Source organism: Clostridium sp. 'deep sea' (assembly GCF_014931565.1).
Classification (GTDB): Bacteria; Bacillota; UBA994; order PWPR01; family PWPR01.
On sequence record NZ_CP063353.1, the window covers coordinates 1,028,310 to 1,043,102 of the forward strand.

Annotated in this window: 14 protein-coding genes; 2 read left to right on the top strand and 12 right to left on the bottom strand. The window is 31.3% G+C overall.

Annotated elements, in window-relative coordinates; all coding sequences use genetic code 11:
* Nucleotides 1–68: 68 nt before the first annotated feature.
* From IMX26_RS04840 to scfB, 7 genes are all read right to left on the bottom strand, one after another.
* Nucleotides 69–2,048 carry a urocanate hydratase gene (locus tag IMX26_RS04840; RefSeq protein WP_195160553.1) on the bottom strand — a complete coding sequence of 660 codons (1,980 nt, stop codon included), beginning with the start codon at nt 2,046–2,048 and terminating at the stop codon, nt 69–71.
* Nucleotides 2,048–3,556 carry a histidine ammonia-lyase gene (gene hutH / locus IMX26_RS04845; RefSeq protein ID WP_195160554.1) on the bottom strand — a complete coding sequence of 503 codons (1,509 nt, stop codon included), beginning with the start codon at nt 3,554–3,556 and terminating at the stop codon, nt 2,048–2,050. Before hutH ends, IMX26_RS04840 begins: the two co-directional genes overlap by 1 nt.
* 220 nt (nt 3,557–3,776) lie before the next feature.
* On the bottom strand, nt 3,777–4,877 hold the full coding sequence (locus tag IMX26_RS04850) for a hypothetical protein (protein ID WP_195160555.1): 1,101 nt from the start codon (nt 4,875–4,877) through the stop codon (nt 3,777–3,779).
* 168 nt (nt 4,878–5,045) lie between these two features.
* Nucleotides 5,046–5,834, bottom strand: a complete 789-nt coding sequence (locus IMX26_RS04855) for a TIGR02206 family membrane protein (protein ID WP_195160556.1) — start codon at nt 5,832–5,834, stop codon at nt 5,046–5,048.
* A 108-nt stretch (nt 5,835–5,942) separates the two neighbouring features.
* A complete protein-coding gene (locus tag IMX26_RS04860) occupies nt 5,943–6,368 on the bottom strand; it encodes an SMI1/KNR4 family protein (RefSeq protein ID WP_195160557.1) in 426 nt (141 codons plus the stop codon).
* Between the two features lie 2 nt (nt 6,369–6,370).
* Entirely contained in the window at nt 6,371–6,787 is a 417-nt protein-coding gene (locus IMX26_RS04865) for a GIY-YIG nuclease family protein (protein WP_195160558.1), read from the bottom strand.
* On the bottom strand, nt 6,788–8,143 hold the full coding sequence (gene scfB / locus IMX26_RS04870; RefSeq protein ID WP_195160559.1) for a thioether cross-link-forming SCIFF peptide maturase: 1,356 nt from the start codon (nt 8,141–8,143) through the stop codon (nt 6,788–6,790).
* A gap of 339 nt (nt 8,144–8,482) precedes the next feature.
* On the opposite strand from scfB, the gene IMX26_RS04875 reads away from it, so the two are divergent.
* Nucleotides 8,483–8,944: an NUDIX domain-containing protein gene (locus tag IMX26_RS04875; RefSeq protein ID WP_195160560.1), complete on the top strand. Its 462-nt coding sequence runs from the start codon at nt 8,483–8,485 to the stop codon at nt 8,942–8,944.
* Nucleotides 8,945–9,111: 167 nt separating this feature from the next.
* Nucleotides 9,112–10,053, top strand: a complete 942-nt coding sequence (locus IMX26_RS04880) for an AraC family transcriptional regulator (protein ID WP_195160561.1) — start codon at nt 9,112–9,114, stop codon at nt 10,051–10,053.
* 429 nt (nt 10,054–10,482) lie between these two features.
* Here IMX26_RS04880 and scfA read toward each other — a convergent pair whose 3' ends face one another.
* The 5 genes from scfA to IMX26_RS04905 all read right to left on the bottom strand — a co-directional run bounded on the left by scfA (nt 10,483) and on the right by IMX26_RS04905 (nt 14,792).
* The gene (gene scfA / locus IMX26_RS04885; RefSeq protein ID WP_195161348.1) at nt 10,483–10,617 is read right to left on the bottom strand and encodes a six-cysteine ranthipeptide SCIFF; all 135 of its coding nucleotides are present in this window, start codon (nt 10,615–10,617) and stop codon (nt 10,483–10,485) included.
* 188 nt (nt 10,618–10,805) lie between these two features.
* Nucleotides 10,806–11,048 carry a hypothetical protein gene (locus tag IMX26_RS04890; RefSeq protein ID WP_195160562.1) on the bottom strand — a complete coding sequence of 81 codons (243 nt, stop codon included), beginning with the start codon at nt 11,046–11,048 and terminating at the stop codon, nt 10,806–10,808.
* Between the two features lie 136 nt (nt 11,049–11,184).
* Nucleotides 11,185–11,928 carry a hypothetical protein gene (locus IMX26_RS04895; protein WP_195160563.1) on the bottom strand — a complete coding sequence of 248 codons (744 nt, stop codon included), beginning with the start codon at nt 11,926–11,928 and terminating at the stop codon, nt 11,185–11,187.
* A gap of 394 nt (nt 11,929–12,322) precedes the next feature.
* Nucleotides 12,323–13,084: a nucleotide-binding protein gene (locus tag IMX26_RS04900; RefSeq protein ID WP_195160564.1), complete on the bottom strand. Its 762-nt coding sequence runs from the start codon at nt 13,082–13,084 to the stop codon at nt 12,323–12,325.
* Between the two features lie 370 nt (nt 13,085–13,454).
* Nucleotides 13,455–14,792 (bottom strand): trypsin-like peptidase domain-containing protein, encoded by a 1,338-nt coding sequence (locus IMX26_RS04905; protein ID WP_195160565.1) that lies wholly within the window; start codon nt 14,790–14,792, stop codon nt 13,455–13,457.
* Nucleotide 14,793 lies beyond the last annotated feature (1 nt).

Below are 14,793 nucleotides of genomic sequence, written 5' to 3' on the forward strand. Positions count from 1 at the left end.
AAACGTAGGTAAGTCACCTGTGAAATATACACCACACGATGATAAAATCGAGTGCACTACCGGGTCTTTTAGCTCTTCATCATTTTACTCATTGTTGCCTTAATTAAATCATCATTGGCAATGTAAGGCAAAGTAATATGATCTGTACCCTTACAAACATTGTTATAATCAGCAGCTGTTTGCATGGCGTTTTTGTTGCGAGCCCAGCCTCTGCGAGCTACACCACCCATTACATCCCATAACATGGCTGACTTAATTATTTCATCTATTCTTTCACTGCCATCTAGTACTAAACCAAAACCACCATTAATAGATTTACCAATTCCTACTCCTCCACCATTGTGCAAAGCAATTAAGCTCATACCACGAGCAGCATTACCAGCAAAGCAGTGAGTAGCCATATCAGCCATAATGTTACTTCCATCTTTTATGTTAGAGGTTTCTCTAAATGGAGAGTCTGTTCCACCAGTATCATGGTGATCTCTACCAAGCATAATAGCTCCTACTTCACCTTTACGAACCATTTCATTAAATTTAAGAGCAATATTCATTCTGCCATAGGCGTCTTGGTATAAAATACGAGCCTGAGTACCAACTACTAATTGATTTTTTTCTGCATCACGTATCCAAGCCCAGTTATCTCTATCTTGGAATCTACGGTTAGGATCAATACAATCCATGGCAGCTTTATCTGTTTTAATTAAATCCTCGTGTTTACCACTTAAACATACCCAACGAAATGGTCCATAACCATAGTCAAATAACTCTGGTCCCATTATATCCTCTACATATGATGGGAAAATAAATCCTTCTGTTGTATCGTAACCATTTTTAGCTATTTCTTTAATACCAGTATCGTAAACAGCCTTTAAGAATGAATTACCATAGTCAAAGAAATATGTTCCTTGCTCTACTAAAGACTTAATAACTTGGTAATGGCTTTGTAGAGTATTATCTACTAGTTTTTTAAACTCGGCTTTGTTATTTTCTAGTAAACTAGTACGCTGCTCAAAGCTAATACCTTGTGGGCAATACCCACCCTCATATACTGCATGGCAAGAGGTTTGGTCGGATAATAAATCTATTTTAATGTTATTATCAACCGCATACTTTAGTAAATCTACTACATTACCATAAAAAGCTATCGCAAAAGCCTCACCTTTATTCATCCTTTGTTTGGCTTGTTTAAATGCCTCTGCAGGGTTATCGATAATGCATACTGCCCAACCTTGTTCATGACGGGTAACAATACGACTATAGTCTACCTCAGCATCGATAATGCAATCTACCCAACCTTTATTGCCTTTAAGGTCTTTGTCGGCAGCAATACCTAACTTAGAGCGGCCTGCATTAAGTAAAGTACTATAAGTACCGTGTACAATACCCTGTGGACCAATATACATCCAACCACCAGCTGTCATTTGACCATAGTTTGCAACACCAAGTTGCATAGCTCTATGCCAGTCTTCATGGTTATCATACATGCCTATCATTAAAGCGTTGGTAATAATAACACGTGGAGCTCCTGCATGTGATTTAAACAATCCTACAGGATGCCCAGAGGCTACTACCAAAGTTTGCTCATTTGTCATTAACTCTAAGTATCTCTTAATTAGTTGGTACTGCATCCAGTTTTGGCATACCTGTCCTGTTTCACCATAAGTGACCAGCTCATAAGGGTATAAAGCAATATCAAAATCAAGATTATTGTCTATCATTACTTGAAATGCCTTGGCATCTAGACAATTTCCTTTGTATTCATTAATTGGCTTACCTTTTAAACCACCGTGAGGACGAAAACGATAGCCATAAATTCTTCCTCGGGTTAATAACTCCTCTAAAAATTCAGGAGCCATTACCTCATGCCACTCTTCTGGCACATAACGAAGAGCATTACGTAAGGCCAACTCTGTTTCTCTTTCATTAAGGGTAAACTCACGTTTAGGGGCTCTACGTTTGTCTTTTAAAAATTCAGGATACGCTGGTAGCTGCTTAAAGATACTATCAAGTTTTACTGTCATACTTTCGCTTACAAAATTGTTTAACATTATTCTACCTCCCTGTTAAATTTCCACTCACGAATTTCTTTAGCTAGGTTCTCAAAGTCAACATTCATAACTCTATCTTTAACAATAGGTTCAACAACATCTCTTATAGTTTTATATATAACCTCGGTTCCTTTACCAAGCTGTACATCGTCATAAAACTCTAGGGCTTGAGCAGCAGAAATTAACTCAATAGCCACTACATAACAAACGTTATGATAAATTTGTCTCGCTTGGCGAGCTGCAGTTGTGCCCATACTAACGTGATCTTCTTGGTTAGCAGAAGAAGGAATAGAATCTACAGACGCTGGGTGTGCCAGTACTTTGTTTTCACTAACAAGTGAAGCAGCTGTATACTGGGCAATCATTAAACCTGAGTTTAATCCACCTTGAGCTGTTAAAAATGCTGGTAAACCACCACTTAATTGAGGATTAACTAATCTCTCAATTCTACGCTCGGAAATATTAGCCAGCTCAGCTAAGGCAATCTTTAAAAAGTCCATAACTATAGCTATTGGTTGGCCATGAAAATTACCAGCAGAAATAACTTGATCCTGCTCTGGAAAAATTAATGGATTATCTGTTGCCGCATTTATTTCACGACTGACTACGCTTTTTACATACTGAATGGCATCATAAGAAGCACCATGTACCTGAGGTGTGCAACGTAATGAATAGGCATCTTGTACCCTTATTTCACCCTGCTCTGTTACCATCTTACTATTTTTTAGCAAATCTAAAAGCTGCTTTGCCACAATTAATTGACCTGGCTGTTGACGAACCTCATGTACCTTTTCGTCATAAGCAAAAGGTATTCCTCTTAAAGCTTCAACAGTTAAAGCAGCAGCACTAGTTGCTGTATTTATTAATTTTTCAGCATCTGCTATTAATAGGGTGCCAATAGCAGTCATAGCTTGAGTACCATTTATTAAAGCTAAACCCTCTTTAGCATGTAGTGAAATTGGTTTAAAGCCAGCTTTTTTTAAGGCCTCAGCACCGTCTAAAACTTCACCTTGATATTCGGCTTTGCCTAAGCCTAACATTGGTAATACAATATGAGCTAAAGGTGCTAAATCTCCACTTGCCCCTAAAGAACCCTGCTCTGGTACTTGAGGATGCACACCTGCATTTAATAAATTAACTAATAATTCTACTGTACTTAATCTTATACCTGAATTACCCTTAGATAATGCATTGGCTCTTAAAAGCATTATTGCTCTTACAACCTCTGTAGGTAAGGGTTTACCAACTGCACAGGCATGACTAGTGATTAAATTATGCTGTAAATCTCCTACTTGATCCTTATTAATTACCACATCACTAAACTTACCAAAGCCAGTGGTAATACCATACATTACCCGCTCTTCCTCTAAATACAAATCTACTAACTTACGCGCTCTGTTAATGCCTTTAATAGCTTCAGCAGTTAACTCTACTTGATAATTATTTCTGGCTACATTAACTACGTCGGCAATAGTAAGGTCATTACCATTAATTAATACCTTTCCCATCTCTACATCTCCTTTACTCTGCTAAAGTATAAAAGGCAAGGGAATTATCCCTTGCCTTTATTGTTAGCAATTAAAATAACATTATTATGATTATGTTTATGTTTAAACCTTAACATATAATCACACCTAAAATTTGTTATTAACTTTATTCTATTTTACTTTTTGAAATCCTTTTTTTTGCTTATAAAAATTTATTTATTTAATAAAATTAAATACTGCTTTACTTCATCTCACACGAAATATATTTAAAACCTTTATCATGCTCTACTATATTTAATGTAACATTTTTTGAGTTATTACCACTAGTTTCTTTTACAGTAAATACAATTTGCATATTTTCACCTGCTAGAGTAAAATCTCTTAGCTCTATTACTGGATTATAACTGGTATCTATCGTAAAGTTACCCACAAAACAATTTTCTAAGGCATTATAGGCGTTGGTAAGCTTTAAAAAATTCTCTGGTAAATCAAATTTTTTATTAAGTTGTTTTTCAATTAGCTCTGCTGGTATATGTAAAAAATTATCTTCTTTTAAATAATCATCATAGTTTATGTTGGCATTTAAAAAAGGTATGCTAGCATAGGCAAGTAAATCATTTGCATCTATTTGCTCTGCTTTATTCCAGGAATATTTGGCCAAGCCAGCATTAACAAAAGGTTTAATATAGTAATTGATATAAAATGATTCATCTTTTTGCTTTATACTTTGTTGCAAGTTTTCATTTAATGTTTTAGTAACAGAGATATATTTATAAGCTTCTTTTGTTAGTTTTATAGTGTAGGTTTTGCTATAAAGTTTATTAAGCTTATTAATATCAAAAGGGTCATAGTAGTCTGCAACTAAAATTAAATTACCACCTGTAACTTGCTTATTACTTAAATAAATACACTCAAGCTCTTTTTTTATAAAATCATATTTACGTTTAGGACCTATAAACACCTTTTGAGCGTGATCGTAAGATATCATGTCTTTTTCATTAAATCTATAAGTCTTAAAATACCTTTCTAACAGCCACTTAGCTCCATGTTGGGTTAAGTAATACTTGCCATCGTCATATTTAACAATATTAAGCTTATCTTTATAGTCTATAAAATGAATAAATTCATAAAGAGTTTCAACATTAAGCTCACTAGCATTATTAAACACAAACTCGTTTTCATTAGTTAAGTAATTATCTATATACCTTATGTATTTATCTATTAACTCCGTATTATTATGCTTGAGAGCCTGCTTAGCATACATAGATGAACAGCCACTTAGTAATGTAAACATTAATGCACAAACAACCACTCTAATAACTAACTTATTGATAATAATCACTCTCCCTGCTTCATGTTAATTTTAAATAATCTTTTAGTTAATTTTAACATGTCTACTACTTACTTGTATATTATTAATTTACTAATGCACTCTATAGAATTAAGCAAAAAAAATAAAGGTTAAAATCATTTAAACCTTTATTTTTTATATTATTTCCTGAGAAATACCTTAATCTCTAAATAAAGTGCGTGACTCAAACCTAAGGGGTTTCGGTTTTCTTAACTCTAATACTTTAAACGGAAAGTACAGCAAATAGTAAATTACAAACATAGCTAACAGCATTAAAGGTATGTAGTAAGGGTATTTAGGAAATATATCCAAAATAGTTTTACCTTGGGGTTTGGCCATTAAATAAGAATAATTGCCTTTTACTAAAATATTAATTATCACTGTAAATACCAAATATACAAAACTGTAAATATAGGTCTTTTTTAATGAACTTCCACAGGGTTTATACTTAAAGGCAGTCATCATAAATACAGTAGATATTAACATACCTCCATGCCCTATAAAGAACTGAAAATACATCCAGTGAGGAAAAGCATATCCTCCAATATCACAATTGAACAGCCCTATTAAGGCTCCACTCATAGTCCAAAAATAAACTACTTCAAATACTTTATATTTTTTTGCTATTAACATAACAACACATAAAATCATAGCTATTCTACATAAGTACAAAGGCAATGATTCTTTTAAAGTATACTGACCTCGTTCATAGTACCAAAACTGCACTAAAAAACTATGACTAAACATAATAAAAGCCAAAAAATTAGCTATGCCTTTACGGTGTTTAGTAAAAAAATCATTAAATAATACCAACAAAATTATAATTGAAAATATAATTGCTAAACCTATTAAATGCTCTGTAGAAAACAATTTAAATACTGCACTTCTATCTGTAGATAACCAAAATTTCTCAAAAAAATCTTCACCAGCAAAGCCAACTCTGCTCATTATTTTCCCCCTGTTCTTTATATCTTTTTATCTAAAGGGTGTATTTAAATTAACTTTTAAATTTAAGTTTTAATTTTTATATCTTTCATACACCCTGCTATTTATTTACTAATAAGCTAGCGTTTCTTGATACCAACCTTTTACTAAATCTGCCAAACTATCTGCTACCCATATTCTGTCATCTGTTTCATGACTCCAGTAATAAATTTTATCTGGATCTAATTCACCATTAGCAAAAATAGGATAGCCGTAAAAATCTCCAGCACCATTACGTGCTACAAATAGTAAACAATCAAGTGTCATAAAGTAGTCTTGATATACCTCTCTTAAGTTTAAATTAGCCTCTAAGATTTCAGTAGCAGATAATAAAAAGTCACCATCTCCATTGATCTCCTGTAGCATTTCTGTTAAATCCTTTGGCAAATCTACCTTTAGGGTTTTACTAATTTCAGCCAACTCATTTTGTGTTGCTGGTTCACCAAACTTAATATATTTACTATCGCTTTCTAAAGCAGAAATAACTTCTTTCCACATCTTTAAACTCCTTTTTTCACTGTAAAATCTAGGTTGAAAATTTGCCACGCATCGTCACGTAATCTAAAATATGTTAAGTGGCTATAACATCGACAATCACTTGCCCCAAATCCCTTAACTGGCATACTAGCATTGCGTAATTTTAAAGTAGCATTATGCAACTCGCACTCACTAAAGCTTGGTGTTAAATAACACCTATGAGCGATACATAAAGCTCTGCTAGTTAAATAATCAATATGCCATCGTAATTTCTTTTTATGTTTTATATGCCTACTTACACGGGCATTTAAATTACGTTTAGCACTACCAGTATAAATATAGTAGCCGGTATTAAAATTAAAAACGCCCTTACTACCTACTATTATTCTTTTATTCTCGGGCAAATATAATAAAAGCTGATATAAACCACTATCTTTCATTTATTTATTACTCGCAATTAAAGCTTTAATTGCTAAAGCACACTCTAACCTTTTTTTTGTTAGCTCACAACTAAACTTAACGGGTTTATACAGATCATTATTTCTGTAAAAGGCATCTGCATGACATCCACCGCTACAGTAGTACCTTGCCCAACACTCTTTACACTCTGGCTTATTAAAAATATGTGCATCTAAAAACTGTTGTGAAATCTCTTTATTTAATTTCTTTTCAAAAACTGTACCCACTTTAAATTCAGGTAAACCTACAAACTGATGACACGGATAAATGTCTCCATTAGGAGCTATTGCCATATAATCAAAACCAGCACCACAGCCAGTTAACCTTTTAGCCAAACAAGGGCCTTGGTTTAAATCTACTTCGTAATGAAAAAAGGTAAAAGGCTTGCCTTTTTTATATTGCTCATAATAGAATTCGGCTAACTTTTCATATTCATTTTTAATTTGCTGTAATTTATCAAATCCTAAGGCATAATCATCAGCAGGATCTGTAACTACTGGCTCAAAGGAGATATATTTAAAACCAATATCTAATAAGTGTTTTACATCGGTGGTAAAATCGGTGTTATAGGTTGTAAAGGTACCCCTTGCATGATAATCTTTAACACCTTTCTCTAAAGCATTTTTAAACTTTTTGGTTACTAAATCATATGAGGATTTGCCACCTATTAATGGTCGCATTTTATCATGTACCTCTTTACGTCCATCATGGCTCATAATAAGCTGAATATTATTTTCATTAACAAAGTCTATTACATTATCATTTAATAAAATACCATTTGTAGTTATGGTATAACGAATATTTTTATTGAATAATTTGGCTTGCTCTTGAGCATACTCAAAGACTTGTTTAATAATTTCAAAGGACATTAATGGTTCTCCACCAAAAAAATCAATCTCTAAATTAGTGCGTGAAAATGACTGGCGAACCAATAAATCAACAGCATTTTTACCAACCTCAAAGCTCATAAACTCTCGTTTACCAACTTTATATTCTCCTGTTTCAGCAAAGCAATATTTACATCTCATATTGCAATCATGAGCAATGTGTAAACATAAAGCTTTTACAACCGTATCGCTTAGCTCTGGATGATACTCAGATAAAGCATCTTTAGAAAATAACAAATTATTTTCGCGTAAAGAGTTAACTTCATTAATAACATCTAGTACATCTTCACTATTAAACTGATTTAACTCATTTATAATTTGAGTATTTGGCTTATTTTCTTGTATGCCTTTAATCACTTCAGCAGCTAACTTATCTATTTGATGCAAAACCCCACTGCCTACGTCTAGTACAAAATATTCGTCTTTAAGGTTAAAAACATGAACTTGCATAGTTATAAAAATCCCCTCTATTAGTTATTTACCATTCTGTATATCTTAATTATAAGCTTGAATTTTGCTTTTATATGCTTAAAACCTAAGCATTATATAACAACTTATAATAACATCTCTATGTTTTATGTACAACCATTTAATATAGAGTTTTAATTATAATAAGCGGGTATGTTTAACACCAACTTATATTGTGTAGCCTTTTATATAATTACTTATGTGATTATAAAACTTTTTTTAGGCTAGATTGTGTGTATTATTAAAGCTTACTATACACTTATAGCAATATGCTAACTAAAAATGATATATTAAAATTACGTATACTAGGAGGTGTTTGATTTGCAAAACAATGACATAACATATAATAATGAACTAGGTAATTTTACTTTTAGAGTGGGTGCAATTATTATCAACAAGGGCAGATTACTGATGATAAAGCATGTAGATATAAACGGTTACTACTCTGTTGGAGGTAAGGTAAAGCTTAATGAAACCACAGAGCAAGCAGTAATTAGAGAAACCTACGAAGAAACTAATGAAATTTTTGAGATAGAGAAACTAGCATTTGTACATGAATACCTATATAACCATCCAACTAAACAAATACCACTACATGAAATAGCTTTTTATTATTTAATGAAACAAAATAGTAACATTACTTTTTATAATGGTAACAAAAAAGAAAGCCTTCACTGGATTGCTCTTAATGATTTACCTAACACTCATCTATATCCTACTTTTTTCAAAACAAAATTACTCAATGGGTTTACAGAAATTGAGCATATTGTGAGTAGATTATAAAATAAAATACCACCAAAAAAATACTATTGTAAGTTCCTTTTAGCTGTTCATATTTTCATTTTACATAATAGAGAGCAAAAAATGACTTAAAAAGCATTTTCCATCAAGAAATTTAAAAGTTGCAATGCTACTATAAAACTATAAAATATGAAAATGAGGAGATACATATGAACAGTCACATAGATATGCAAAACATAATTGAATACATTGAGAAACACCTACATACAGAACTAAACATTGATAAGTTATCTGAGAAAGCAATGTTATCAAAATTTTATTTTCAACGACTATTCTATAAGCTTGTGGGAGTAACTGTTATGGAATATGTAAAGTTAAGGCGTGTGGCAAAGGCAGCCGAGAACATTAAGAATGGTGAAAAGATTACTGACATTGCCTTTAGTTATGGCTTTAATAGTTTAGAGACTTTTATAAGGGCCTTTAAATCTATCTACGAAATGACACCTACTCAGTACAGAAAAAGTAATATACCTCTTGCTCACTTTTATAAACCAGATTTATCACTAAAGTATCGTATTGCAGATATAGCAGTTCCTTTAATAGCAGCTGGAATTGTGTTAGAGATGAGTATTAAAGAAATAACAGAAGAGATTAAAATAGCTGGTGTTATACAAGAGTGTTCAATGGCACCTGCTGGTCAAGATAATCCAGGTGTAGCTTGGAACAAATTCTTTACTGTTAAAAACAGCATATCAAATATAAGACCAGGTGTACAATTTGGTATTTCTTTTCCATCTAAAAACAAAGGAAAATTTAACTATTTAGCCGCTGCTCAGGTTGAGCAGTTAACCGAGAGTCACCATGATTTATATCAATATACTATACCAGCAGGATTATATGCTGTTTGTACGTTTTCAGCAGAAACTTTTCATAATCTAACTAACGATGCTCTTGACAAGGCTTTTAATTACTTTTTACAAACATGGCTACCCAATAGTAATTACGAAATGATAAGCACCTTTGCTGCAGAACATTATGACTACCGTTGTCTAAAAGACCACCCCTTACCACAACAGGTTTTAACAGCACCAGATGAAATAATTAAAAACCCACCAGAGATGGATATTATAGCTCTTGTGAAAAAGAAGTAATACTTAATAAAGTCGCCAGTTGGTGACTTTTTTGCTATCCACAGATTATTCTATTTATTTTAACTGCATCTTTTTTCCTTCTACACTTAGGGATAAAGCTCTATTCTTTTGTATAACTTTGCTTCCACACCCGTATAGCGCATGGTTTATTCTTTCTCAGTTTCGCAATCTCAACTAGCCAAAACCCATAATAAAAAAGCATACCTTTAGTATGCATTTTATGTTTGTAATAGTAACGAAATTAAAGAAGCGTTACATTTTTAGGGTAAAATTTAGTGATCGCTTGCTGTCAAGGCGCTAGAAAATTTTCACTGAAGCTATTCGAACGAGTATGCTAAATTAAAAATTTTCGTACAAAAGGAGTTTTGATTGACAAAGTCTCCTACCTTAAAAATCATTATATAATGAGAGCAGAGCAATATAGGAATTTTACTTACTTTCGCAGTTTTGGCTACTGACAGTACAACTAGTCTTACAGGCAGACTGACAGCTAGTTTTGCACTCTTTACAAGCTTTTTTATAAGTAGCTAATGTTGGCTTATTAATTGTTTTAAAATGTTTCATTGTATGTACTCCTCTCCAAATTGCTGTATTTATTATAGTATATTTTTTGGTATGGGGCAATATGTTAAAAGAAGATAGATAATCATCTAACGAAGCAAAATGAAAAGCGAAACCCATGCAATGCGTTCCATATACAGCTGTAACCACTATTAATGATAATCATTCATAAATTGTTAATTAGCTATTCTTTAGCTTTTATACTTGTTTTTTCGTTGATCGTCCCAATTGGCTATGGCATAAATTATCATTAAAACAACACTAACACAGCTAAAAAAGATTACTTCTTTTAGTTGTATTGGATGTTTTTTTATTAAATTTAGTATTAGTAAAAATAAAGGTATTTGTAGTATTGTATAAATTGGTTTAGTTAGTGGGTAACCTTTACGTTGGGGCGAAACTAACCAATTTAGTATGTTAAATATTATATTCATTTTATTTGTCTCCATTTTTTAATATACATAAGTATTTACCCATTTCTTTTTGGTTTTAAACAAAAAAAGAATAATACTTTAATGTATTACTCATTTATTGGTTATAAATATAATATGTATACTCCAAAATAATTGCCTATATATATGTGTTAATAGAATATGATATAGAATTTACTAATCTTTCAATACAATTGTACATTGATGATTGCTGTAATTCATGGGCAAGTTGTTCTTGTGCTATGGTGTTTATTTCAGCCCAAGTAGTCCACAATACTATGGGTTCAATTTTCCTTAATGCTTCTTCGTAATAATATGGGTACTCTCCAGCTTCTTTAATAGCATCTTTTAAGTAAATTTGAATTGCTTCTTCTATTGGGAATTTACCGGCTCTATTAAGAATTATTGGTGGTTTTTCACCTAATATAAGAAATAGTGCTGGCTTTTTAATACTACTATTTTTAGTGAGCAAAACAAAATCTCGAGCTAGTTGTTTAATGTGAAATGATCCTCTTTTAGGTCTTTTCGCTTCAACTATTATAAAATGTTTATTCGATTCTAAAATTGCATCTGGTTGCACCGCAAAACCTTCCTCATGTGTTTTGGGATTAGGTTTTAAATAGTAATTTCCCGGTAAAATTGTTAAGTTCAGTTGTTCTGCATCTTTACATAAAGACTTTTTTGTTAGTTCGTTACCATGTGCACTACAAAAAATTTTACCAAGATAATTCTCTCTTGGTAAATAGTCAAGAGCTTGTAGTACTTCTGTTGTTAGTACATTATCGTAGCCAAAACCACCTCCTCCAAAATCTCTCATGCCATTATTAGCCCAAGATAATTCATCTACAAGCCTTCCAATAGCACTTCCGTTCTCAGGTCTCATACCTACCACCTCTTATACTTATACTTTTATAAAAATTCAAATGAAAGCAAATTTAGTGATACTGAAAACAATATTTATATATAGGTGTATTATGTAATTTTGTATTTATTTATGTAATTATAATTCCTTATGAAAATTATACTCTACAATAAACTAAATTTCTATATAAGATTATAAATTTTATGTTCTTTTTATAAATATTTTATTTAAATTACCTTTAATGTAGATTAAATTTAAAATGTATATAGCTAAGAATTATTACATTTTGTTTTACCACAATCTTCATAGTTACAAACAATTATTTTAGTTTTTAATTTAAAATTACCATTTTAAATTAAAATCAGAGATAAGTTAGCTATTTATCTCTGATTTTATACTTATTTATTCTTACTCACTAAAGAAGACTATTAGCATCAACTTTATATTCTACATTGTTTAAAGCCTTAATTAAGCTTAACTTCCAGCAGTCGTTATCGTAGCTATAGTATACTACCCCTCCAAAATCGGAAAGTATCTCTAGGTTTTCTCCTTTAACAATTGTAAAAACTCTGTTACGACCTATTCTGCCAATAAAAAAACCCATCTCAAATATTACATTTTGTCTAGCACGATAGGTTTCGCTGCTTTTACCACTTAGGTTGCTTGAAAGAACTTTGTCATCTGGGCTCAGTAAAGCTATCGCAAAGCCTATATTTGAGTAACCCTCTATTCTTTCCATTATTGTTTCACCTGTTTTTATTTGTTCATGAAGAATCACTGCTTTTAGCCCTAATTTTTCTATAAATCTAGCTACTTCTTGTTTTAACTCTCCGTCGTGACCATGAATGATAAATACTTTATCATTCGCTAGTTTTTTTTTATAACACTTAATATCATCTGTAGTTAAAGATAAATCTTCAAGTATTATTGTTATGAGATTACACAGTTTATTAGTTGCTTTTTGCCAAGAGTAACGTTGTAAATCTTCATTACACGTATTCCAGCAACCAAACTGTATTTCACTAAGGATAACTAAATACTCGCTATTTTTACCAAAGATTTTATTAATATAAAGTTCTAGCTTTTTAATAATCTCATTTTTTTTCAACTCATCTTTATACTTAAGTTCTGTTATTACGCTTTGCTTTAAATTATTTAATATAACACTATAATTCATTTATCCAATCCCCTTTAATAAACTTTTTTAATCAACAGCTAAATGAGCTAATATTTTTCACGTTAAAAGTTTATTTATAGTTTTACGAGTTTTGGTTTGTCAAGTTTTAAGCTAAATTTTACGAAAAATGGCGAGTATCAAAAAGTAATTATACTTAAAATATTATAATCATTTTATAATTTGCATAATAGCTTTTCTACTAATATTTTATTAAGATAATAAGGTTATGTGACAAGCTTACCTAAAATAAAATGTGTTTATATAATAACTATTAAGTTCAATATTGTTACTACACTAAATACCTAATTATATGTTTTATTTTGTTTAAAGCAAAAATAGGCCACTTAATAGCCTATTTTATAGGTTATATTTATTTTTTAGTTTTTTTATAGGCCTGAGTTACTTTTACAAATTTTTTACTAACCTCTTTATCATTTCTATAAATCACGTAATAAACTCTACCCATTTTATCTACTTCTATAAAAACACCATTTTTTGAATCTTTTTTCATTGTTCCATATTGTATTGATCCATCTTTTTTTTCAAAACAACCTATACCGCTAAATTTCCCCTTCTCAAACAAACCTTTGTAGCGATCTCCATTAGCCCAGGTGTAAATACCATAACCATAGGGTATTCTGTCTTTAAATAAACCTACATAAGTATTTCCAGAGTCATAATATATTTCACCTAAACCTTCTTCTTGATTATATCTAAAGATACCTTTATATGCTCCACCATCGCAATAGATTATTTTGCCATAACCATGCCTCTCACCTAGTTCATTTATTTCACCAACATAGGTTGCACCACTTTCATAAACAATAGCTATTACATCATCTGTCGTATTTTGTACTTTAGTTAGATAATCTTTAATATTTTTACTAGTACTAATTAAATAGATTTTTTCACCATCTATAAGTTGTTCTACTACCATACCTACAAGCTCTCCATATTTATCAATAATTGCACTGCCTAAATGTTCTTTAGAGAGCTTATAGTTTATTTTTAAATAAGATTTTTCATTTAGCTCCACTATATCAGTTACTTTCACTTCTTTTACAGCGGGTGTCTCACTAAGCGGGCTACCTAAAAGATATAATACATCACTTTTAGTTACCTCAATATTTGATAAAGCAATTGTATCAGTATACTCTGGCACATTAATAAGTGCAAAATCAAGTTCTTTATCTACCCTTTTAAGATCTAAATTTTCAAAATCTTGTATTGCTTTATTTTTATCTTCTATATTAAATGTAAATGCATCATGTAGGGTTAGGTAACTGGTAAGTATTATCTTATTAGTAATTTTTATTGCAGTACTTTTTGTTAAGAACTGACCCTTATGATCAAAGGAATTAACTACTATTGTTTTAGCTGCTACTTTCCATAGTTCCTCTTTAGAAAGTTCCTGCTTTTCTTTAACTATTTGGTTAATAGTTATTGGTTTTTTGCTATATTTTTTTACTAAAACCGATTGGCTTTCGTTATCCCAAGATATGCTGACATCACCAAATTCTTTTAGTGATTTTATTGGTATCATGGGTGTGTTCTCTACTATAATTACAGGCACTTCACCTTTATACTCTTGGTTATTTATATATAGACTACCAGTAGAGTAGCCATCTATGGTTTTATTTGATTCAGCATAAGCTATATTGGCTGTTAATAATACTGCTAAACATAAAATACTTAAGAACTTTTTCATT